This window comes from Nonomuraea sp. KM90, from assembly GCF_052246675.1.
Classification (GTDB): domain Bacteria; phylum Actinomycetota; class Actinomycetes; order Streptosporangiales; family Streptosporangiaceae; genus Nonomuraea.
The window spans coordinates 293,125-310,577 of sequence record NZ_JBQQCB010000004.1; the positions used below are offsets into that span (position 1 = coordinate 293,125).

Annotated in this window: 21 protein-coding genes and 1 pseudogene; 9 read left to right on the forward strand and 13 right to left on the reverse strand. The window is 68.1% G+C overall.

Annotation, left to right across the window (positions count from 1 at the left end):
• Nucleotides 1-135 precede the first annotated feature (135 nt).
• Genes ACTWPW_RS07740 through ACTWPW_RS07750 form a run of 3 tightly spaced genes read left to right on the forward strand, consistent with a single transcriptional unit; the run spans nucleotide 136 to nucleotide 2,109 of the window.
• Nucleotides 136-1,494 (forward strand): hypothetical protein, encoded by a 1,359-nt coding sequence (locus ACTWPW_RS07740; RefSeq protein WP_375110381.1) that lies wholly within the window; start codon nucleotides 136-138, stop codon nucleotides 1,492-1,494.
• Between the two features lie 16 nt (nucleotides 1,495-1,510).
• The gene (locus ACTWPW_RS07745; protein ID WP_375110382.1) at nucleotides 1,511-1,843 is read left to right on the forward strand and encodes an ArsR/SmtB family transcription factor; all 333 of its coding nucleotides are present in this window, start codon (nucleotides 1,511-1,513) and stop codon (nucleotides 1,841-1,843) included.
• Nucleotides 1,843-2,109, forward strand: coding sequence for a hypothetical protein (locus ACTWPW_RS07750; protein ID WP_375110383.1), 267 nt, complete (start codon nucleotides 1,843-1,845; stop codon nucleotides 2,107-2,109). Before ACTWPW_RS07745 ends, ACTWPW_RS07750 begins: the two co-directional genes overlap by 1 nt.
• 4 nt (nucleotides 2,110-2,113) lie before the next feature.
• Here the strand turns inward: ACTWPW_RS07750 and ACTWPW_RS07755 are convergent, their stop codons facing one another.
• The 6 genes and pseudogenes from ACTWPW_RS07755 to ACTWPW_RS07780 form a co-directional block, all read right to left on the reverse strand.
• The gene (locus ACTWPW_RS07755; protein ID WP_443168284.1) at nucleotides 2,114-2,554 is read right to left on the reverse strand and encodes a protein-tyrosine phosphatase family protein; all 441 of its coding nucleotides are present in this window, start codon (nucleotides 2,552-2,554) and stop codon (nucleotides 2,114-2,116) included.
• A gap of 85 nt (nucleotides 2,555-2,639) precedes the next feature.
• Nucleotides 2,640-2,840: pseudogene (locus ACTWPW_RS07760) on the reverse strand (cytochrome ubiquinol oxidase subunit I); the annotation flags it as partial.
• Between the two features lie 260 nt (nucleotides 2,841-3,100).
• Nucleotides 3,101-4,288 carry a CU044_5270 family protein gene (locus ACTWPW_RS07765; RefSeq protein ID WP_443168285.1) on the reverse strand — a complete coding sequence of 396 codons (1,188 nt, stop codon included), beginning with the start codon at nucleotides 4,286-4,288 and terminating at the stop codon, nucleotides 3,101-3,103.
• Complete coding sequence (locus tag ACTWPW_RS07770) at nucleotides 4,281-4,847, reverse strand: RNA polymerase sigma factor (protein ID WP_443168286.1); 567 nt, start codon at nucleotides 4,845-4,847, stop codon at nucleotides 4,281-4,283. The genes ACTWPW_RS07765 and ACTWPW_RS07770 overlap by 8 nt, the downstream gene beginning before the upstream one ends.
• Nucleotides 4,848-4,979: 132 nt before the next feature.
• Nucleotides 4,980-5,618 carry a maleylpyruvate isomerase N-terminal domain-containing protein gene (locus tag ACTWPW_RS07775; RefSeq protein ID WP_443168287.1) on the reverse strand — a complete coding sequence of 213 codons (639 nt, stop codon included), beginning with the start codon at nucleotides 5,616-5,618 and terminating at the stop codon, nucleotides 4,980-4,982.
• 49 nt (nucleotides 5,619-5,667) lie between these two features.
• Complete coding sequence (locus tag ACTWPW_RS07780; RefSeq protein ID WP_375110388.1) at nucleotides 5,668-6,333, reverse strand: HNH endonuclease family protein; 666 nt, start codon at nucleotides 6,331-6,333, stop codon at nucleotides 5,668-5,670.
• Nucleotides 6,334-6,454: 121 nt separating this feature from the next.
• Between ACTWPW_RS07780 and ACTWPW_RS07785 the strand changes: the two genes are divergently transcribed.
• A complete protein-coding gene (locus tag ACTWPW_RS07785; RefSeq protein WP_375110389.1) occupies nucleotides 6,455-7,069 on the forward strand; it encodes a DUF2975 domain-containing protein in 615 nt (204 codons plus the stop codon).
• Nucleotides 7,069-7,305, forward strand: coding sequence for a helix-turn-helix domain-containing protein (locus ACTWPW_RS07790; protein WP_443168288.1), 237 nt, complete (start codon nucleotides 7,069-7,071; stop codon nucleotides 7,303-7,305). The genes ACTWPW_RS07785 and ACTWPW_RS07790 overlap by 1 nt, the downstream gene beginning before the upstream one ends.
• On the opposite strand, the gene ACTWPW_RS07795 is transcribed toward ACTWPW_RS07790, so the two are convergent.
• From ACTWPW_RS07795 to ACTWPW_RS07810, 4 genes are all read right to left on the reverse strand, one after another.
• Entirely contained in the window at nucleotides 7,278-7,829 is a 552-nt protein-coding gene (locus ACTWPW_RS07795; protein ID WP_443168289.1) for a DUF3995 domain-containing protein, read from the reverse strand. The two genes, ACTWPW_RS07790 and ACTWPW_RS07795, sit on opposite strands and share 28 nt — an antisense overlap.
• Nucleotides 7,816-8,280 carry a hypothetical protein gene (locus tag ACTWPW_RS07800; RefSeq protein ID WP_443168290.1) on the reverse strand — a complete coding sequence of 155 codons (465 nt, stop codon included), beginning with the start codon at nucleotides 8,278-8,280 and terminating at the stop codon, nucleotides 7,816-7,818. Before ACTWPW_RS07800 ends, ACTWPW_RS07795 begins: the two co-directional genes overlap by 14 nt.
• Nucleotides 8,281-8,458: 178 nt before the next feature.
• Nucleotides 8,459-8,728: a hypothetical protein gene (locus ACTWPW_RS07805; protein ID WP_443168291.1), complete on the reverse strand. Its 270-nt coding sequence runs from the start codon at nucleotides 8,726-8,728 to the stop codon at nucleotides 8,459-8,461.
• A 119-nt stretch (nucleotides 8,729-8,847) separates the two neighbouring features.
• Nucleotides 8,848-9,354, reverse strand: coding sequence for a hypothetical protein (locus ACTWPW_RS07810; RefSeq protein ID WP_443168292.1), 507 nt, complete (start codon nucleotides 9,352-9,354; stop codon nucleotides 8,848-8,850).
• Between the two features lie 176 nt (nucleotides 9,355-9,530).
• Here ACTWPW_RS07810 and ACTWPW_RS07815 point away from each other — a divergent pair, with 176 nt between their 5' ends.
• Nucleotides 9,531-9,860: a hypothetical protein gene (locus ACTWPW_RS07815; protein WP_443168293.1), complete on the forward strand. Its 330-nt coding sequence runs from the start codon at nucleotides 9,531-9,533 to the stop codon at nucleotides 9,858-9,860.
• Nucleotides 9,861-9,937: 77 nt separating this feature from the next.
• On the opposite strand, the gene ACTWPW_RS07820 is transcribed toward ACTWPW_RS07815, so the two are convergent.
• Together ACTWPW_RS07820 and lgt are read right to left on the reverse strand one after the other, a co-directional pair.
• On the reverse strand, nucleotides 9,938-11,386 hold the full coding sequence (locus ACTWPW_RS07820) for a hypothetical protein (RefSeq protein ID WP_443168294.1): 1,449 nt from the start codon (nucleotides 11,384-11,386) through the stop codon (nucleotides 9,938-9,940).
• A 60-nt stretch (nucleotides 11,387-11,446) separates the two neighbouring features.
• Nucleotides 11,447-12,247: a prolipoprotein diacylglyceryl transferase gene (gene lgt / locus ACTWPW_RS07825; RefSeq protein ID WP_375110397.1), complete on the reverse strand. Its 801-nt coding sequence runs from the start codon at nucleotides 12,245-12,247 to the stop codon at nucleotides 11,447-11,449.
• Nucleotides 12,248-12,359: 112 nt separating this feature from the next.
• Here lgt and ACTWPW_RS07830 point away from each other — a divergent pair, with 112 nt between their 5' ends.
• Together ACTWPW_RS07830 and ACTWPW_RS07835 are read left to right on the forward strand one after the other, a co-directional pair.
• A complete protein-coding gene (locus tag ACTWPW_RS07830) occupies nucleotides 12,360-13,499 on the forward strand; it encodes a sensor histidine kinase (RefSeq protein ID WP_375110398.1) in 1,140 nt (379 codons plus the stop codon).
• The gene (locus ACTWPW_RS07835) at nucleotides 13,496-14,128 is read left to right on the forward strand and encodes a response regulator (RefSeq protein ID WP_375110399.1); all 633 of its coding nucleotides are present in this window, start codon (nucleotides 13,496-13,498) and stop codon (nucleotides 14,126-14,128) included. Before ACTWPW_RS07830 ends, ACTWPW_RS07835 begins: the two co-directional genes overlap by 4 nt.
• A 936-nt stretch (nucleotides 14,129-15,064) precedes the next feature.
• Here ACTWPW_RS07835 and ACTWPW_RS07840 read toward each other — a convergent pair.
• Nucleotides 15,065-16,237 carry a hypothetical protein gene (locus ACTWPW_RS07840; RefSeq protein WP_443168295.1) on the reverse strand — a complete coding sequence of 391 codons (1,173 nt, stop codon included), beginning with the start codon at nucleotides 16,235-16,237 and terminating at the stop codon, nucleotides 15,065-15,067.
• Nucleotides 16,238-16,659: 422 nt separating this feature from the next.
• Between ACTWPW_RS07840 and ACTWPW_RS07845 the strand changes: the two genes are divergently transcribed.
• Nucleotides 16,660-17,091 (forward strand): ankyrin repeat domain-containing protein, encoded by a 432-nt coding sequence (locus tag ACTWPW_RS07845; RefSeq protein WP_443168296.1) that lies wholly within the window; start codon nucleotides 16,660-16,662, stop codon nucleotides 17,089-17,091.
• Nucleotides 17,092-17,453 lie beyond the last annotated feature (362 nt).

The following is a 17,453-nucleotide window of genomic DNA, read 5'->3' on the forward strand; positions in this document are numbered from 1 at the left end:
CGGTAATGTCCGCGACAAGGCTCTCCGGGCGGCAACGGCGCCGGCCGATCGGCGGGTTCTGTCCACTATTGTGGGGGCCCGTACTGTGGGGGTCCGTAGGGTGGGGGCTCCGACACACGAGGAAGCGGATCTGCCTTGTCCCATCGCGCCCTGGTCATCGCCATGTTGCCCGCGATCGGGCTGCGCGTGCTCGCCGTCCTGGGCTTCCCTCCGGCGCTGCTGTTCTACGGCGACTCCTTCGCCTTCCTGCGCGAGGAGCTGACGCCCGGGACGACACGGCCCTCGGGATACTCCCTGCTCCTGGCCCTGCTGCGGCCCGCGCACAGCCTCACCCTGGTGACCGTCCTGCAGCACCTGCTGGGACTGGCGCTCGCGGTGGCGGTGTACGCGCTGCTGCGCCGCCGCGGCCTGCCCGGCTGGGGCGCCGCACTGCTGGTGACGCCGCTGCTGTACGACGAGTTCCTCGTGCTCCTCGAACACATGATCATGGCGGACGCGATCTTCGTCGCGCTCATCACGGTCGCGATCGCGCTGATCGTCTGGCGGGTCACGCCCACGACGGCCGCCGTGGGCGGGTTGCTGCTCGGCCTGGCCGGGATCACCAGGACGGTCGGCCTGCCGCTGCTGCTCCTGACGGCCGCGTACCTGCTGATCAGGCGGTACGGCTGGCGTCCGCTGGTGGCGCTGCTGGTGGCCGGGGCGATCCCGCTGGGCGCGTACGCCACCTGGATGAAGGTGGAGAAGGACAAGTTCGGCCTGACCGAGGCCGACGGGAACTTCCTGTGGTCCAGGACCATGAGCTTCGCCGACTGCGCGGTGATCAAGCCGCCCGAGCGGCTGGCCGTGCTGTGCCCGAACATGCCGGTCGAGCAGCGGCCCTATCCGCCGTACTGGTTGTGGGAGAGCTTCTCGCCGCTGCTCAAGGTGCCCGGGACGGCCAACCGCAACCAGCTCGCCGGGGAGTTCGCCAGGGCGGCGATCCTCGCGCAGCCGGGTGACTACCTGGGGGCGGTCGCGACCGATCTCAAGCAGTTGCTGCGCTGGGAGCGTACGGCCGTGGACGAGAAGACGCCGTACAAGCTTCCCTCCGCCGAGCGGCCGCTGAGCGAGTCGGTGCGGGGCGTGGCTGAGTCGTACGAGGGGGGTCCGGCGGCCACGCGGGTGGTGGAGCCGTTCGCCGGGTGGCTGCGGGCGTACCAGCGGTTCGGGTACGTGCCGTTCCCGCTGCTCATGCTGGCCCTGGGCGGGACGCTGGTGGCCGCGCTGGTCCGACGACGGTGGGACGCGCTGCTGCCCGGGGTCGCCGCGCTCGCGCTGGTCGTCTCGCCGCCGTTCCTGGCGGCCTTCGACGTGCGGTACGTCATCCCGGCGATCCCGCTGGTGTGCCTGGCGGTGGGACTGACGCTCGGCGCCCGGACGCCGTTCCGGGCCGCCCGCGCAGATGGTCGATCATCGGCGCCCGCTGCTACGGTTTCACGTGTACAGCAGCGCTGACACGTGACGGGATGCCATGACCGAGGCCGGGCCGACGGGCGACGCCCTGGTCGAGATGCTGGCGGCGCTGGCCAACCCGCTGCGGCTGCGCATCATCGCTGAGCTGGCCGAGGGGCGCGACTACGTGAGCCACCTGGCCCGCGTGATCGGGGTGAGCCGCCCGCTGCTGCACATGCACCTGCGCCGGCTGGAGGCCGCCGGTCTGATCACCGGCAGCCTGGAGCTGTCGAACGACGGCAAGGCCATGAAGTATTACGAGGTCACCGACTTCAGTCTGCACCTGACCGCGCCGGCGCTGGCCGAGGCGGCCAAGACACTCACCAGACCGGACCCGGAGGAGGGCTCCTGATGGCACTGTCCTGGCCCGAGGTGATCTTCTACCTCGGCGTGCTGATCCTGGTCACGTTCCTGATCAGCCTGTTCGTCGTGGGCATGTTCGACGCCCGCAAGGCCAGGCTCCAGGCCGACCAGGCCGACGACCTGCGCCGCCTCGTGCAACGGTTCGAGCAGCTGGCCGAGAACACGATGGACGCCCAGCAGCGGGTGGCCGCCGACCTGGCGGAGCTGCGCTCCCGGGCGGCGGCGATCGAGAAGATCTTACGGACGGTCGAGTAGCCGGTCACAGGTTGTTCGTGGTCGGTGGGAATCGGGTGACGTAGCGGCGCTGCCACGGGGTCTCGACCGCCTGTTTCGCGTAGTGCTCGCGCACGTAGGCCACCGCCTGGTCGTTCGGGACCCCGTCGAGCACGGCCAGGCAGGCCAGGGCGGTGCCGGTGCGGCCGCGCCCGCCGCCGCAGGCGATCTCGACGCGCTCGGAGGCGGCCCGCTCCCACGCCTCGCGCAGGGCCTCGGCGGCCGCCTCGCGATCGGTGGGGAGCCGGAAGTCGGGCCAGCGCACCCACCGGTGCTCCCACTCGACCTGCGACGGGCGCTTGCCCAGGAGGTAGAGGGCGAAGGTGGGTCGCGGGCCGGGCGGCAGCGGGTGTCTCAGGCCCCGGCCGCGGACGAGGCGGCCCGAGGGCAGGCGCAGCACGCCGGCTGCGGTGGGCTCCCAGGTCATGCTGCGAGGCTAGCCGCCCGCCACGGCCCGGCCGGTGGGCTTCATCGCAGGGCGAAAACGACCCGCTGCCCAGCAACAGCCTGGAGATGATGCCGAGGCCGTAGTTGACGAGATAGATCTGCCCCCAGAACTTCGTCAGCCGTTCGTAGTGGGGCTCGCCCCGCACGACCCAGACGGTCTGCAGGAACGCGATCAGTGGCGCGAGACCGAGTGTCAGGGCGACGAACAGGAAATGCCTGCTCGTCGTCAGCCCGAACTCCAGCCGGGCCAGGGAGAGCGCGTCCATGCCTCAGCGCCGGGCCCGCCGGAACACGGGAGCCGTGGGCGCCCCTGCACGCCGTGTCCGTGGCCTGCTGCTTCTTCCGGCAGCGGGCCCGCCGGCGCAATTCTCACCGTTTCGGCGGCCGGGCGCCCGCCCCGGAGGACTTCCCGGGAGCGCCGCCGTTCCCACAGGTCACCACCCCACCGGCGACCTACGCCGTCACGATCGAGGACGTGCCGCCTTCACGAGATCAACGAGCAGACACCGTACGAAGCCGTCGCCGTTCAGTTCGGTGCCGTGTCGGTCCACTCCGTGATCTCGTACGTCTCGTACTCCGACACCTCGCCAGGCTGGTGGAAGCGGTCCGGCTGGCTTCCCACGGTCAGGCGGCGGGGCCGGCCGTCGTCGCCCGGCGGGAGGCTCCGGGAGCCCCGGGGCGGGGTGGCCACGAGGTCCCGCATGGCCAGCAGCGTTCCGTCGTCGGGGTTGATGATCCACTGGCGTCGGTAGGTGCCCAGCTGCTCGGGGACGGTGGAGAGGCCGAGGGGGATGGTGGTCTCCAGCGGGAGGGATATCACCACTCCGGGGCGGCCCAAGGGATCGGCCGCCCTGCCCTCGACCCGGACGCCGGGCAGGGTGGCGAGCATCCGGAACGCGGCCGCCCGCACCTCCGGCGGGACGGGTGCCCCGGCCAGCAGCGTGCCGGCCACGTCGCTCAGGGCCCGGACGCGCTTGTCCTCCGGCAGGGCCCGGATCGGCTGCCTCGTGACCTTCGGGGCGTACGCCTCCCAGTCGCCCTTGAGGTTCAGCAGGGCGTTCTCCAACTGCTCCGGCTGGGTGGGGAGGGCGGCGAGCTGCCGCGGTGTCAGGCCGAAGAATCGTTGATCGGCGACCCTGCGGCAGGCCGGCTCCCTGTTCGCGGCTTCCAGGAAGAGGGTGCCCCGCCCCTGCGGGGTCGGGACCCGTACCTTCATGGGGGACCCCGCCTCCTGCCATTTCCGCCTGTCGTGGGCGGTCCACGGGCGGGCGGGCAGGTCCTCGTGGGTGCGGCAGGCCGCGCCGCTCCGGTCGGTCCACGTGTCGTACCGCATCCTCGACTCGACCTTGTAGTGGTCCGCCGCGCTGTCGCCGACCGCGTAGATCTTTCCGGTGATGCGGGTGGTGTGCCAGTACGCGCCGAGCGGACCCTTCCGTACGTTGGCGGCGGCCACCAGCAGCGCGTTGCCGGGCGGACTCTCGCTCGGCCGGTTCGGCCGGATCGGCCGGTCGCCGGGCGGCGCCAGGGAGACGGCGGCCATGGTCCCCGCGACCAGGGCGGCCGTCGCGATCGCGCTCACCAGGGAGATTCTGAGCGTGCGGCGGATGCGGGGCGGGGGGTCGGATCGCCAGTTCGTACGCAGGGCGAGGTGTTCGGGGGTCTCCTCGCGGGCCAGGGTCGTCCGCAGTTGCCGGAGCGCGTCGAGCTCATCCATCGTTGTTCTCCCCGGGTAGGGCTTTGCGGAGCTTCGTCCGTGCCCGATGAATCTTGGCCTTGACGGTGCCGAGGGGCAGCTCCAGGATCGTCGCGATCTCGGCGTACGACAGCTCGCCCCAGGCCAGCAGCAGAACGGCGTCGCGGTCCTGGGAGCTCAGTGAGGCGAGCGCCTTCGCCAGGCGAGGGCCGTACGCCGCGGCGGCCATCCGGTCGCTGACCAGCTCGGCGACGCCGTCCTCCGCGGGGTCCACGCCCGTTCGGGCGAACGCCCGGTACATCCGGGTCTCCTGCCGGTGGTGCTTGGCGATCAGATTGCCGGCGATGCCCCAGAGCCACGCGGCGAACTCCGCCCGCCCGTCGAACCGCCCCCGCTGCCGGAACGCGGTGGCGAACGCCTCCGCCACGACGTCATCGGCGAGCGCGAGCCCGAGGCGGCGCTTGAGGTAGGCGTGAAGTCGCGGCGCGTGGCGGCGGAACAGTTCGCCGAACGCCTCGGGGTCCTCCAAGGAGGCGGCGACGATTTCCGCGTCGTCGAGCTTCTCCGCGGGCCGACTCACCACTCTCGCCGTAGCCGTGGGGTGGTGGGTCCCTTCATGAGCGCTTCCTCCGTGTTGAGGGTGCTGGACACCTTCTCTATCCCGAAGAGGGCTCGCGGGTTGCGTTCGTTCGTGGGGCCGCGTGGCGGGCGGTCATCCGCGCCGCGTGCCGTACCAGCGCCACTCGGTGAATCGCGGGCGGTCGGGAAGGGCGACGCGGCCGGTCGCCCACAACAGGACCTCCCAGGCGTCACCGTCGATGGCGATATGGGGAAAGAGCGTCCTCAGCACCCGCTCGCACAGCCCCCTCGGCGGTGACCACTCGACGTTCAGCCCCTGAGCGACGTCATGGGTGTGGACGAGGGTCTCGACCACGCCCATCGCGGCGAAGCCCGCCGGGTCCGACGGGCCGAAGACGTGGTAGGCGACGGTGGTCGAGGGGGCGGTGCGCAGGACGGACGCGAGCAGGCCGGCACACGCCTCCACGATGGCCATGAGGCCATCGGGGCCCGCGGCCCGGTCGACGAAGAAGACGTTCGCCGGTCCGCCGGTCCGGTCGCTGCTCGTCCGGAACGGCAGCAACGCGGACATCGGCGGCTTCGCCGGCCCGAACCTGGCGGCATAGGTGAACAGGTCGTCGGCCAGATGTTCGAGCGTCTCCCAGCACGTCCACTCCAGGGTGCCGGCCTTGGCGTCCCACGCCTGGGGGTCCGTGCCCCTCAGAGCGTCGATGGCCAGCATGACGATTCGACGCACGTCCTCTCCGTCGACCGCCGTGTCCGCGCTGCGCATGCGGAGGATCGTAACAACGTGGGAGCTTCTGGTCTGGCCGGTGCGACCGTCAGGTGCGGCAGGTGCGGAGCATGTTGAGCAGGGCGGTCCTCTCCTTCCGCGTCACGAACAGCCGGTAGTGGTGCTTCACCGTGATCCACGAGGTCGCGTAGCGGCACCAGTAGGCGCGGCGCGGCGGGCGCCAGCTCTGCGGGCCCTGGCCGCCCTTGGCGATGTTGGCGGAGTGGCTGACGGTGATCAGTTCGGGGCGGACGAGGTCGTTGGCGAAGGCGCGGCGCCGGGCCGGGCTCCACCTCTTGGCGCCGGAACGCCAGGCGTACGCCAGTGGCACGACATGGTCGACGTCCACCAGCTTCTCGCTCTTGAGGCGCTTGCCGTCGTACGGGCTGTACCACGTGCCCTTCACCGGGTGGCAGGCGGCGTTCCTGCGTACGTGCCGCCCGTCCCGCGCCAGGACCGTCTCGCGGGTGTCGCACTTCCCCTTGTGGTGTCCCCACAGGGGCTGGAACCGCTTGCGGCTGTAGCCGCGGATGGATAAGGGCCTGGCGACCTTCAGCTGGGCCAGTTGGCGGGCGGCCAGGGCCGCGGCGCGGGATCGCTCGTACGGCTCCGCCGCCGCCCGCCCGGTGGCGAGGACCACGGTGATCGGGCTGATCAGAAGAGTGAGTACGACGACCTGGACTGCCCGCGTCAGAAGGCTCGCGCTATTCCCCATGCCTAGCGACATCCCCGCGGGCGCCGATGATATTCGGCCGCCGTCGCGATAGCCCACATCAGCGGCAATTATCGTTTATCGTTGTTATCGATGGTCGATATACGAGCGTAGGAGCCCCGCCATGGCCAAACCACCGACGAGCATCCGGATCCTCGAACTGAGCGCCTGGCTGGGACTGGGTTTCGCCATGGTCATGCTCCTGGGCGCCTTCTACGCGATCTTCAGCGAGTCCAGGACCAGCACGCGTCACGTCTCCACCGACGTCTACGCGAACGCCACGACGGCCGGCGACCCGGCACCCCTGACCAGCAGCCCTCCGGGCACCGTCAGCCTCGTCAGGCCCGCCTTCAACGCCACCCTGACCATCACCGAGCCGACCCCTTGGCAGAGCTTCCTCCTGATCCTGCCCGAGCTGCTGCTGACGCTGCTGCTCTGTGTCGTCGCGGTGTTCCTCCTCCGGCTGATGCGCAGCTTCCACACGGGCGATCCCTTCACGCCGAAAAACGCCAGAAGGCTCGCCGTGATCGGCTTTCTCGTGCTCGGCGTCGCCGCGATCCCAGGGGTGGACGAATGGGTCCTTCGTACGCTGGTCGCCGGCACCCCGCTGCAGGGAACGGACCTGCACGCCGCGGAGGACTACCGCTGGGCCATGTTCGTCGGGTTCGGCGTCCTGGCCCTGGCCGAGTTCTTCCGCCAGGGCAGCAGGCTCCGCGCCGACCTCCAGGGTCTGGTCTGATGCCACCCGAAGACGACCACCGCATCACCGTCCACCTGGACAAGCTGCTGGCCGAACGCGGGCTCACCCTGACCGAGCTGGCCGAGCGGGTCGGTGTGACGATCGTGAACCTGTCGATCCTGAAGAACGGTCGCGCGCGGGCGATCCGCTTCTCCACGCTCTCCGCGCTCTGCCGCGAGCTGGACTGCCAGCCCGGCGATCTCCTTCACTACGATTTCCCCGATTTCCCCGATTGACCGGAGCGATGGAGCGCGCCTTCGCGGTGAGCGCTCCGCGCCCGCCCAGCCGCCATCCAGCAGGCGCCCCACAGCAGGAAGAACGGCGACCACAGCAGCAGATCCCAGCGTGCCAGTTCACCAGCCAGTGCCGCCTGCCCGGCCGGTGCGGGGCGGACCCCGGTCAGCAGCAACGTGTCCCCGACGAAGCCGAACCCCACGACCCCGACGGCCCGGGCGATCATGAAGATCCCCACCGTCCATGTCATCGCGAGCAGCAGCCGGCGCGGAACGACCGCACCCCAGGGCCGTACGGTGGCCAGCGCGACGATGATCCCGGCCACCGCGGCACCCGCCAGCACCCAGTGGCTCGTCACGAACAGCGGATCACGGGCGAGCAGCCGCTCGCGCAGCTCAGGTGGCAGCGGATCCTTGTCGGCCAGCGCGTCGGCCCCCAACGCCTGGGCGAGCTTCATCGCCCCGTAGAGCGCGGAGCACACCGCCGCCCCGTACGCACCCAGCCGCGCCCCATCACGCCACGCCACGTCGGGTCCTCACCACGTAGGACCTGACCATCTCCAGGGACAGCCCGATCGCGACCGCCCCAAGAACCCCGTGGTACCACTGCCACCCCACGCCGATCCCGACGAACGCGTCCAAAGCCATGGTCCCCCCACCACCGATCACGGCCAGCAGCATCACGCCCAGGACGAACACCATCAATCCTCTCGGCGCCCTGCGCCCCGGCGCCGTGACCGTGGCGACGGCCACACAGGCCGCGAGCAGGCCGGACGCGCTCGCCAGCCACTGGCCCACGGCCGCGTCCATGAAGTAGCCCGCGGTCTCGGCCGCCGACACGGGCGGCCCACCCGGAAACCCGAGCCGGGCCTCCAGGGCGAAGACGGCCTTGCCGGCGGCGTACCCGAGGAAGAGCACCACCAGCGCGTACGCCGGCCAGTGTCGCGAACGTGCCTGTGGACGAACGGAATCAGCCATGCCTGCGACCGTAACCACCGCACGTGCGACCTCACTCCCGTGCGAGAGGGAGGCACCTCCCCTGTACGGGGGAATTGCCGCCACGTCCTGCCACTGGTCACCCGCCACCCACACCGATGCCCTACGCGCGGCGGCGAAATTCAGCCCCCCTGCTCGATGGCCTTCCGGCGGACCTCGGTCACGGGGAGAAGGGTTCGGCGAAGGACTCGAACCGGGCGCCCGCCGAGGTTGCGATCCCGAGAATCGCGGCTCCGCGCTGCGACGCGGCGGTCAGGGCGTCGTTCAGCTGCAGAGACGCGAGAACGGACAGAAGCCACACGCGCGGGCACCGGCCGAGCGGGCAGACCTGGTCGACGAACCTGGCGGGGACGAAGCCGGTTGAGGGAGTTCCTGCTCGGCCGTGGTGCGCGTAGTCGTAGCCTTCGCGGCCGACGTGCCGGCCGGACACGCACGGCAGGGCCGATCCAGCAACTCCCTCCCGCTCGCGGGCCCGTTCCAGCAAGCAAGATGCGGAGGCAGTCTCGGTCTCCCTCGCATATTCACGTACGGAGCAAAGGCGGGGCGCCTCTACCCGTTGGGGCACCTATAGCCGTCGGAATCCCAGCAGTCGTCGGCCGCCGAGGACCAGATCTTCACCTCGCGGGATCCCTCGACCGATGCCTCGACAACCCGCTCCCCGAACTTCTTGGTCAGGTCGTATGCGTCGCAACCCGCCTCGCAGCCCTGGCCGCGCTCGGAGGCAGGTCTGCTGCTCCAGCCGGCCTTCCGGAAAGCCGCCACGACCTCCTTCGGCTTCACGTTCTCAATCTGAACAAAGACATGCGATCCGTACGTTGAGGAATCGCAGTCGCTCTGGTCTTCCATGGACGCGGCCAATCCCGCCTGGGCAAGAACGGGACCAAGAACCTCCCGAACAAGGGCGTTCTCGTAATCCGCCCGTTCCTGACAAAGGTCCTCGCCGACAGCCACCTCCAAGACCGTGCAGCCCGAAGGGAAGACGGCGCTCAGTCCGATGAGGACCAGGATCAGCCAGACGTTCCTCGTCATTCCCTGAGCCGGCGGCGACTTGATCATCGCGCCAGTAAACCACAGGCTGTCGCCACGAATTGGCGGCCGGCCATCCACGCATTCATGGCCACGACGCCCAAAGCCGTGGTCAGCACTCCCTGCCCGGGGCCGCAAATCTGCCGCTCTCGCCAGCTACCATGCCAAGGCCAGGAGAGAAGCCCCTCATACTCAGAGATGGTTGCATGATGTCCGCGGTCGTGATCTTCACAGAAGATGAGCCTTGGTTCATCAACTCGTACAACTGGCACTCCATCCTGGAGCGTTCAACCGCCACCTCGATGCGCCCGGCCGACCGTGAAAAGTTCAACGAACATATCAATGTGATGGGGGTGAACTTCCCTCTCATCGAACAAGCCGCCGACCGGCGCGCGGTGGCTGAATTTCTACTCGGATTAGTCGAGGACATCCAACGCGATTTACTGCGAGTGGGGAAAAGATATGGGAGCCCTCAGAAAATACCGGGACCTGGCGCAGAAGGTGTGCAGCGAGATCGGAAGATATCAACAGAATAACCTTGGGGTGAGCTTGCAATGTTTCCCGTGATGAGGCCGCAGTAAGCCTGGGCCTCAACCCTTGTTCCCGCCAATCGTTACCGGATGACCAGAACGCTGCGCCCGTCATCGGGCTTGTGGATCTCACCGAGCATGCGGAGAAAGCGGCGGCCGTGCGGATATCGGGAGTCGTCGGGGAGCCAGCCGGTGATGCGGGTGATCGCGGCGCGTTGCAGGTCGCGGAGGACATGACGGGCGAGCATCGCGGCGACTGCCTGCCCGTGACGGGTGCGGGTGATCTCGAGCTCGGTGAACTTACCTGAGTCAGGTGACGGCTCCTGGAGCTTGATCTCCACGGTGCCGAGCACTTCCCCGGTGGTCACGTCCCCCGGTGGTCTCTCGTAGGACCATCGGCGAAGGTCCCACACCCGCGGCTCGTCCCGGGGCTCGGCCTCTCGAACGTACGTCTGACCGTCTTCGCCGACCACGGCTACATACCGGATCCGGTTGTCGGAGCATGGGGTCAGATACAGGTGAGGGCGCGAGCAGAGCGGATCCCAGTGGTAGGCGAACCAGATCAGCGATGCGGCCAGGTCAGGGTGGGCGGCGGCCCATCGATCGTCGAAGAAGAACCACTGCTCGAAGCAGTCGTGGCCGTCCTGGATCAACATCTGCGCCACTTGCTCGCCCACCTGGATGACGGTGCGTTCGCGGTGATTCGCAAGCTCGGGTGGGACGGTCTCGATGAGGCGCAGTGCCGCGGCATGGGAGTCCGGCGGGCCAGGCTGGTCCTTGGAGATTTCCCTGTAGTCAGGCCAGCGGTTGCAACGCTCGAGCGCGGTCGCGATGCCGTCCTCGGCGGGCCCGATCAGCAGGCGGAGAACTTTCAGTTCCAGTGGCCATTCTTCGGTGGACGTGTCGAGATCGCGCAGCGCCGCGCCGAACTGCGGGAGTCGGACACCCGGTAATGCGTAAGTGGGATTCCACCCGATGCTGTCGTGCGTTGCTTTGCAGGTGAGCAGAACGGCGTACACGATCCCTTCCACTTCCCCTTCCACTTCCGCTTCCGCGGACGGCGGGCGGTCGGTCAATTCGGTGACCTTTGTCGGTGCCGTGAACGCCGCGGCCCCCGGCGGGGGGCCGGCCGCTTCGGGTAGCGGCCCGTCATGTACGGCGAAGGACCACCGTTCGGGATCGGCCGCGACGGCGGCGTCGTCCACGAGGTAATAGGCCACGTCGTAGTCGAGCCCGTTGGCGAGAACGCGCATGCTGTGCTCGTCGACGTTGCACTGGTAGGTGTCCGGGAGCCGCGTTCTGGCCAGGGTACGCAGTTCCTGCATGGATTGCGGGGGTGGTTCTCCCTTGGAGAAAAGGTCGTCCAGCCCATAGACGGTCGTGCCGAGCTCGCGGTTGAGCCAGTCATAGGCGTCCTCGGCCGAAACGTCGTGCCAAACGTCGCGGATCCAGCCCAGCACCGTCGGCTCGGCCAGGTGCCGTACCGACTTGCCCAATATCCCTTGATTCCACGATCGATAAATCACGTACAAGGTGTCCGCCCTGAAGATCGCCGAGCAGGCACATCGTAGCGATGGCATACAAAGGACAGCTCACGACAGGGTGGACGACCGCGGCCGGTTCACGGTGAGGTAGATGATCGCGGCCGTGAAGCAGAGCAGGGCGGTCCAGTCGTTGAGGCGCAGGCCGAGGAGGTGCGGGGAGGGGTCGATACGGAGCCACTCGATCCAGGCGCGACCGGTGGTGTAGGCGGCGGCGTAGAGCGCGAATGTCCGGCCACGGTCGAGCCGGAATCGCCGTTCGGCCCAGACGACGAATCCGGCCACGGCCAGGTTCCACAGCGACTCGTACAGGAAGGCCGGATGGTAGGTGGCCGTGGACTCCATGCCGGGGGGCCGGTGGGCGGGATCGATCTCCAGCGCCCAGGGCAGGGTCGTCGGCCCGCCGTACAGCTCCTGGTTGAACCAGTTGCCCCAGCGGGCGATCGCCTGGCCGAGCGCGAGCCCGGGTGCGACGGCGTCGGCGAAGTCGCGTAACGGGATGCCCCGTCGACGGCAGGCGAGCCATGCGCCGACCGCGCCGCCGGCGACGGCGCCCCAGATGCTGATGCCGCCCTCCCAGATCGCCAGGGCGCGCAGCGGTTCCCCGCCGGGACCGAAATACTGCTGCCAGGCAGTGGCCACGTGATAGAGGCGGGCGCCGACGAGGCCGAACGGCACAGCCCAGGTGGCGATGTCGCCGATCGTGCCGCTCTCGCCGCCGCGAGCGACCCAGCGGCGCCGGGTCACCCAGATGCCGACGAGGACGCCGAGCAGCATCAGGAGGGCGTAGGCGCGGATCGGGATCGGGCCAAGGTGCCAGACGGCCTGGCTGGGGCTGGGGATGGCGATCACGGGATCGAGTCTGGTTCCGGCACGGCAACGCGCACATCGAGCGGTCCGCCGATTCACCGATCAGTCGACTGGTTGATGGCGGGCAGACGGGCAGCTGATTATGTTCAGCGGTGTGGAGACCTGGGAGCGGTCGCGGCGCCGGTGGCAGCATGCCTTCTTCGTCTCGTGGCTGGTGCTCACCTCGGCCGGGCCCCTGACGGAGGCCGGCCAGGTGCTGCCGGTGGTGCTCGTCGCCGGCCTGGCCGCCTGGTACGCCGTGTGGTTCGTGCTGCGCACCCCGCCCCTGGACGACGTGCCGTTGCCGTACGTGCTCGGCGGCGGGCTGATCTGGCTGGGGCTGTTCGTGATCGACTCCTCCTTCCTGGTGGTCGCGCTGACCGTGCTCGTGCCGTACTGCATGGACGCCGTGCGGGTCGGTCGTGTCGCGGTGGTGTCGTGCGCCGGTGGGTGGCTGTGGCATCGCTTTCACGCGACCGGGGCGGTCACCTGGACCGAGATCGCCATCGCCAGCCTGATCGCGATCAGCACGGCGACCGCGGTCGGATACTTCAGTTCGGTGTCGCGGCAGAGCGCCGAGCGCAAGCGGCTCATCGAGCAGTTGCAGGCCGCGCAGGAAGCGCGGGCGGCGGCCGAACGGCAGGCGGGTGTGGCGGCCGAGCGACAACGGCTGTCCCGTGACATCCACGACAGCTTGACCCAGGGGTTCGCGAGCGTGGTGATGCTGCTGGAGGCCGCGCAGGCGACCCTGCCCGACAACAAGCATCTGACCCAGGCGCTGCGGGCCGCGCGAGAGAACGTCGCGGAGAGCCGCCGGGTGGTACGCGCCCTGCGGCCCGGCCAGCTCGACGAGTGCGGCCTGCCGGAGGCCCTGCAGGGGCTGTCCGGCCGCCTGTCGGACGAGACCGGCGTCGACGCGCACACCGTGATCACCGGTACGGTCCGGCCGCTGGACGCCCAGGTCCAGGAGGAGCTGCTGCGCGTGGCGCAGGAGGCGGTCGCCAACGCCCGCCGCCACGCCCACGCCGGTCAGGTCACACTCACCCTTTCGTACATGGAGGATCTGATCGTGCTGGACGTTCACGATGACGGCGACGGCTTCGAGCCCTTACGGGCTGCCTCCGGACACGGCCTCTCGATCATGCGGGAGCGCATGGAACGCCTCGGCGGCACCCTTCTCGTGGAAAGTGCCCCAGGGGCGGGCACCACGGTCGTGGCCCGCCTTCCGGCGGTGGCGCTGAGCGGAGCACGATGACGATCAGGGTCCTGATCGTTGACGACCACCCCGTGGTCCGCGACGGCATCCGCGCGATGCTCGGCACCCAGGACGACATGGAAGTGGTCGGGGAGGCGATCTCCGGCACGGACGCGGTACGGCTGGCGTGCGCCCTGCGGCCCGACGTCACGCTGATGGACCTGCAGTTGCCCGAGATCGACGGCGCCACGGCGACCAGCCGGATCCGTGAGCACGACCCGGACGCCAAGGTCATCGTCCTGACCACCTACGACACCGACGGCGACATCTCCCGCGCCATCCACGCCGGAGCCATCGGCTACCTGCTCAAGGACACCGGCCGGGAGCAGCTGTTCGACGCGATCCGGGCAGCGGCGCGAGGCGAGAGCACCCTGTCGCCGCCCATCGTGACGCGAGTGCTGTCGTGGGCACGCGCCGACGCGCCCGATACGCTCAGCGGCCGCGAGATCGAGGTCCTCGGCGCGGTCGCCCGAGGGATGAGCAACAAGGCCATCGCCGGGCACTTGTGCATCAGCGAGGCCACGGTCAAGACCCACCTGCTGCACGTCTTCGCCAAGCTTGGCGTGGCTGACCGGACGGCCGCGGTGACAGTCGCCGCTTCCCGCGGCATCATCCGGCTCGGCGGATAACGGGCGACAGCGAGCCGCCGCCGACCTGCTCAGTTTCCCGGCGCTCGCCGCCGGCCGGCCAGGGCTACGGACCATGGCGGTCTTTCCGCATGCCGGCCTGAAGGACTGAAGGATGAGCGAACAATCTGAGCGCAAATGGGAGGAGTCTGAGCGAGGGGAAGGCATACAGAGTTCGAGGCTCCGCTCGACTGGAAGCGGCGGCTGAGCCCCGTGCGCGAAGCGCCCCATAGGAAGACCGTTGTGCGCGCCAGGCGCACCCCAGGAAGGACAGCCCGAGCAACAGCGAGGACCGCTCGAGGCGGGCACCAGCCAGCCCACCGTGTAACCAGGCAACGGGTGGGTGAGCCCGGCCCACCTACCGGGCCCCTTCGATGGTGGAGCCTAGGAGATTCGAACTCGTGACTTCCTGCTTGCAAACGGGAGCCCGGTCACAACGTCAGGTGCCCTACGTCCTGGTTAAGCAGTCGGTGGTATATGGCGCCGGGCGCTCGTGTGTGTTCCCGTTGCTGTACGCCCCTCCTGTACAGGGCCACTACCACTGCAAGCGGCCAGCCCGCTCATCTGGTGGCAAGGGACCCGTACCGCAGGGCCGCTAGGCCCGAGGAACGGAAGCCCCGCGGCAGCCTGACCTTCCGCTTCTCAGACGGAGCATCACCCAGCTCGGGTGATCGAGACCATGGGCAGGTGTGCGTGCATGGTTGCCGGATGTGTTGACGTGAGGGGACGTTGTTGTCAGTGCTGCTGTCACTTCAGCCATGGCCGCCCGGTTCCGGAGGTCGATAAAGGAAGGCCCAAGCGCCGATCGCCCTAACCGCCGCGGGTCGATATGCGAAGTGGTGTCGACGGTGGCCGGTATAGCGGGTGGATGAGTGACCGAGGACAGTTTTGCCGTCACCCAAGCCGTTCACGTGGTGATCATCTGAGCACTTTGGCGTCTCATGTTGTGCACGGAGAGGAGGCAATATGGGCCAAGTCAGCGACTACGAATCGGTCGCGAGTGGTTCTCCAGTACAGAACCGGTCCGTCCGGCGTCCATGCGCCGCTCTTGATTTCCCTCCATGGCATCTCTGCCTTCGTCAAGCCGTAGGACCCGAGTAAAGCAGCCTGACGCGTGCAGCGATCGTAAACCTGGGCGACATGTCCAAGTGTCGTAGCTCCCCAGGTCTTGGGAATGGAGTCGTCTCCTTCGACCGTGGGGATGCCAAGGAGGGCAAGCCGGTCACGAATCAGTGGTCTCAGCATGAGTGCGTCTCCCGGCACGGTAGTGCGATCGGAACCATCTACCCGCAACACTGTCGCCTGCGTGATCTTCCACAATTCCTGCCAATCCTCCCCAACACACCAAACAGGCCCGCAGGCAAGACGGTGATTGAGATCGTCGACCTCGGTTACTTCGAGCTGCCGGTGCGTGTCGAGATTGACTACGGTGCGCTCGTACTCGTCGTAGGCCCACGGCCACGAGCTCACTCGGAGCCTTCTATCCGGAAGGACCTGCTCTGGAATTCCGCCGGTGAGCGGGACCCGCCAGATGTCGCCGTCGTATCCCCACCAAACAGCCTGCTCGCCGATGAGCTGGAAACCGTCAACATAGGCTTCATCGGCTTGAGCCGTTGCCGGCAAGCGCGCCACCATATGCATGGTTCCGCCTGTTCGAGGCATGGCCCACAGCTCATAGTGACGCTGCCCGCCGGGAGAGGCTCCAGGAGCGTACCCCTTGACGAGCCACGCCACGTGCGTAGTTCCAAGTGCTGTTTCCTGGACCTCGAAGCAGCCACCACACATCGCCCATTTGGGCGCTCGCGCTAAGATGCGTTGCTCCTGGTTTCTCGTATTGAAGCTGATGAATTCCGGACGGTACTCATGAGTCATCAAGAGCAGCTCATCTTTGTCGAGTGCCCCGACTGGCCACAGCCAAGTCCCGTCCCTTCGTTCGGCAGGCACTATAGTGACGGCTTCGGGCCAGACCTCATCGACTGATGCCAAGCCCGGCAACGCCGGGAGCTGCGCGGGTCGCTCAGGCGTTTCCTCCTTGGGCGAACCCCAAATCAGGCCAAATGCGATCACAAGCAGTAGGGCCCCCGCCGCACGAACTAATGCGACACGATCCATCCAGCCTCTCATCTGGCGAAGCCCCCACTCCAGCGTCCGAGTCAGGCCTCCATTCAAGGCCACGATGCTCCGAAGGATAGCTATGCCTGGCTTAGCCGGTAAACCGTACGCTGCCTCTCATCACCTCGTACACCGACGACCCACCGCGAGGCGGTACACGACCCAGAGACTCTACGCATTCAACCGGTGTAGCGGGTGCAGACGGAGCGTCGAGTTCGGTTCCCCGGACCCCTTCATTACGAGTGAGAACGAGATCCTCCACGGCTGTTGTTAGCATCCGCGTTAGCAAGATCACAGTACCTGGAATCACGGGCCTGTCCCGACAGGTCTCCGATATCTCGCGAGGCGTCAACCAAAATTGACGGCCCTATATAGGCCATGATCAGTAACGCCTGTGTCCCTGCGTTGTCCAAGGAGTTGCCATGGCTGCTACCGATGACATCGGATGGTGGATCGTCGGCCATGACGGATGGACAGGCCCCGGCCTGATCCGCGACCGGCTCGCCGCAGGCACGGATCCCAACCCCGGCGTAAACATCTTTGACAAGCCGCTGCACATCGCGGCTGAGCAGGGAACGCCTGAAGTGGTCGCCGAGTTGGCTGCGCGCGTCGACGATGTCGACGGCGAACATCGAGGCCGCACCGCGCTCTGGATGGCCGTCTTCGAAGGCCGCACCGACGACGCCCGAGCCCTTGTTGCCGCTGGAGCGGAGCCGTGGCGCCTCATGATGGACGGCTGGTCCCCCGGCGGCCTCAGCGTGGCCGGCCCTACTCCCGACTTCTTCCCCATCTCCTCACCCGAGATCGGTCTCTCCGAGGCCGAGGCCGCCGCGGCGGAAGACAAACGTCTGTAGGAGGTTCGAACTCCTGACTCCCACTTCCTGCTTGCAAACGGGAGCCAGCCACAACGTCGAGCATTCCTCCTCCTGGTCAACTCGCAGGTGCTGGCTGATGGTGCCTGCTCTTATGCGGCAGCGTTGCTGTATTCCGCTGCTGTACAGCACCTCACCGCACGGGACCAGCTCATCCATCCGATGGCAAGGGGACCCGTACCGCAGGGCCGCCAGGCCCGAGGAACGGAAGCCCCGCGGGGTCACGTCCACGGACGTGGTGTATGAATCGATCTTCGCGTGATCCTGTTTCTGCAGGTTAAGCGGTAAGTGTCTGCGGGAGTGGGTTCTGGATTGGTGTGTCGCCGACGATGAGCCGGACACGG

Excerpts from the sequence above, each read along its gene's own strand:
- ACTWPW_RS07785 (WP_375110389.1), top strand. The coding sequence starts at position 6,455 with ATGGCCAAACCACCGACGAGCATCCGGATCCTCGAACTGAGCGCCTGG.
- ACTWPW_RS07755 (WP_443168284.1), bottom strand. The coding sequence starts at position 2,554 with ATGACCTGGGAGCCCACCGCAGCCGGCGTGCTGCGCCTGCCCTCGGGC.
- ACTWPW_RS07750 (WP_375110383.1), top strand. The coding sequence starts at position 1,843 with ATGGCACTGTCCTGGCCCGAGGTGATCTTCTACCTCGGCGTGCTGATC.
- ACTWPW_RS07775 (WP_443168287.1), bottom strand. The coding sequence starts at position 5,618 with ATGCGCAGCGCGGACACGGCGGTCGACGGAGAGGACGTGCGTCGAATC.
- ACTWPW_RS07835 (WP_375110399.1), top strand. The coding sequence starts at position 13,496 with ATGACGATCAGGGTCCTGATCGTTGACGACCACCCCGTGGTCCGCGAC.
- ACTWPW_RS07840 (WP_443168295.1), bottom strand. The coding sequence starts at position 16,237 with ATGGATCGTGTCGCATTAGTTCGTGCGGCGGGGGCCCTACTGCTTGTG.
- ACTWPW_RS07800 (WP_443168290.1), bottom strand. The coding sequence starts at position 8,280 with ATGGCTGATTCCGTTCGTCCACAGGCACGTTCGCGACACTGGCCGGCG.
- ACTWPW_RS07765 (WP_443168285.1), bottom strand. The coding sequence starts at position 4,288 with ATGGATGAGCTCGACGCGCTCCGGCAACTGCGGACGACCCTGGCCCGC.
- ACTWPW_RS07745 (WP_375110382.1), top strand. The coding sequence starts at position 1,511 with ATGACCGAGGCCGGGCCGACGGGCGACGCCCTGGTCGAGATGCTGGCG.
- ACTWPW_RS07810 (WP_443168292.1), bottom strand. The coding sequence starts at position 9,354 with ATGATCAAGTCGCCGCCGGCTCAGGGAATGACGAGGAACGTCTGGCTG.
- ACTWPW_RS07780 (WP_375110388.1), bottom strand. The coding sequence starts at position 6,333 with ATGGGGAATAGCGCGAGCCTTCTGACGCGGGCAGTCCAGGTCGTCGTA.
- ACTWPW_RS07845 (WP_443168296.1), top strand. The coding sequence starts at position 16,660 with ATGGCTGCTACCGATGACATCGGATGGTGGATCGTCGGCCATGACGGA.
- ACTWPW_RS07815 (WP_443168293.1), top strand. The coding sequence starts at position 9,531 with ATGATGTCCGCGGTCGTGATCTTCACAGAAGATGAGCCTTGGTTCATC.
- ACTWPW_RS07790 (WP_443168288.1), top strand. The coding sequence starts at position 7,069 with ATGCCACCCGAAGACGACCACCGCATCACCGTCCACCTGGACAAGCTG.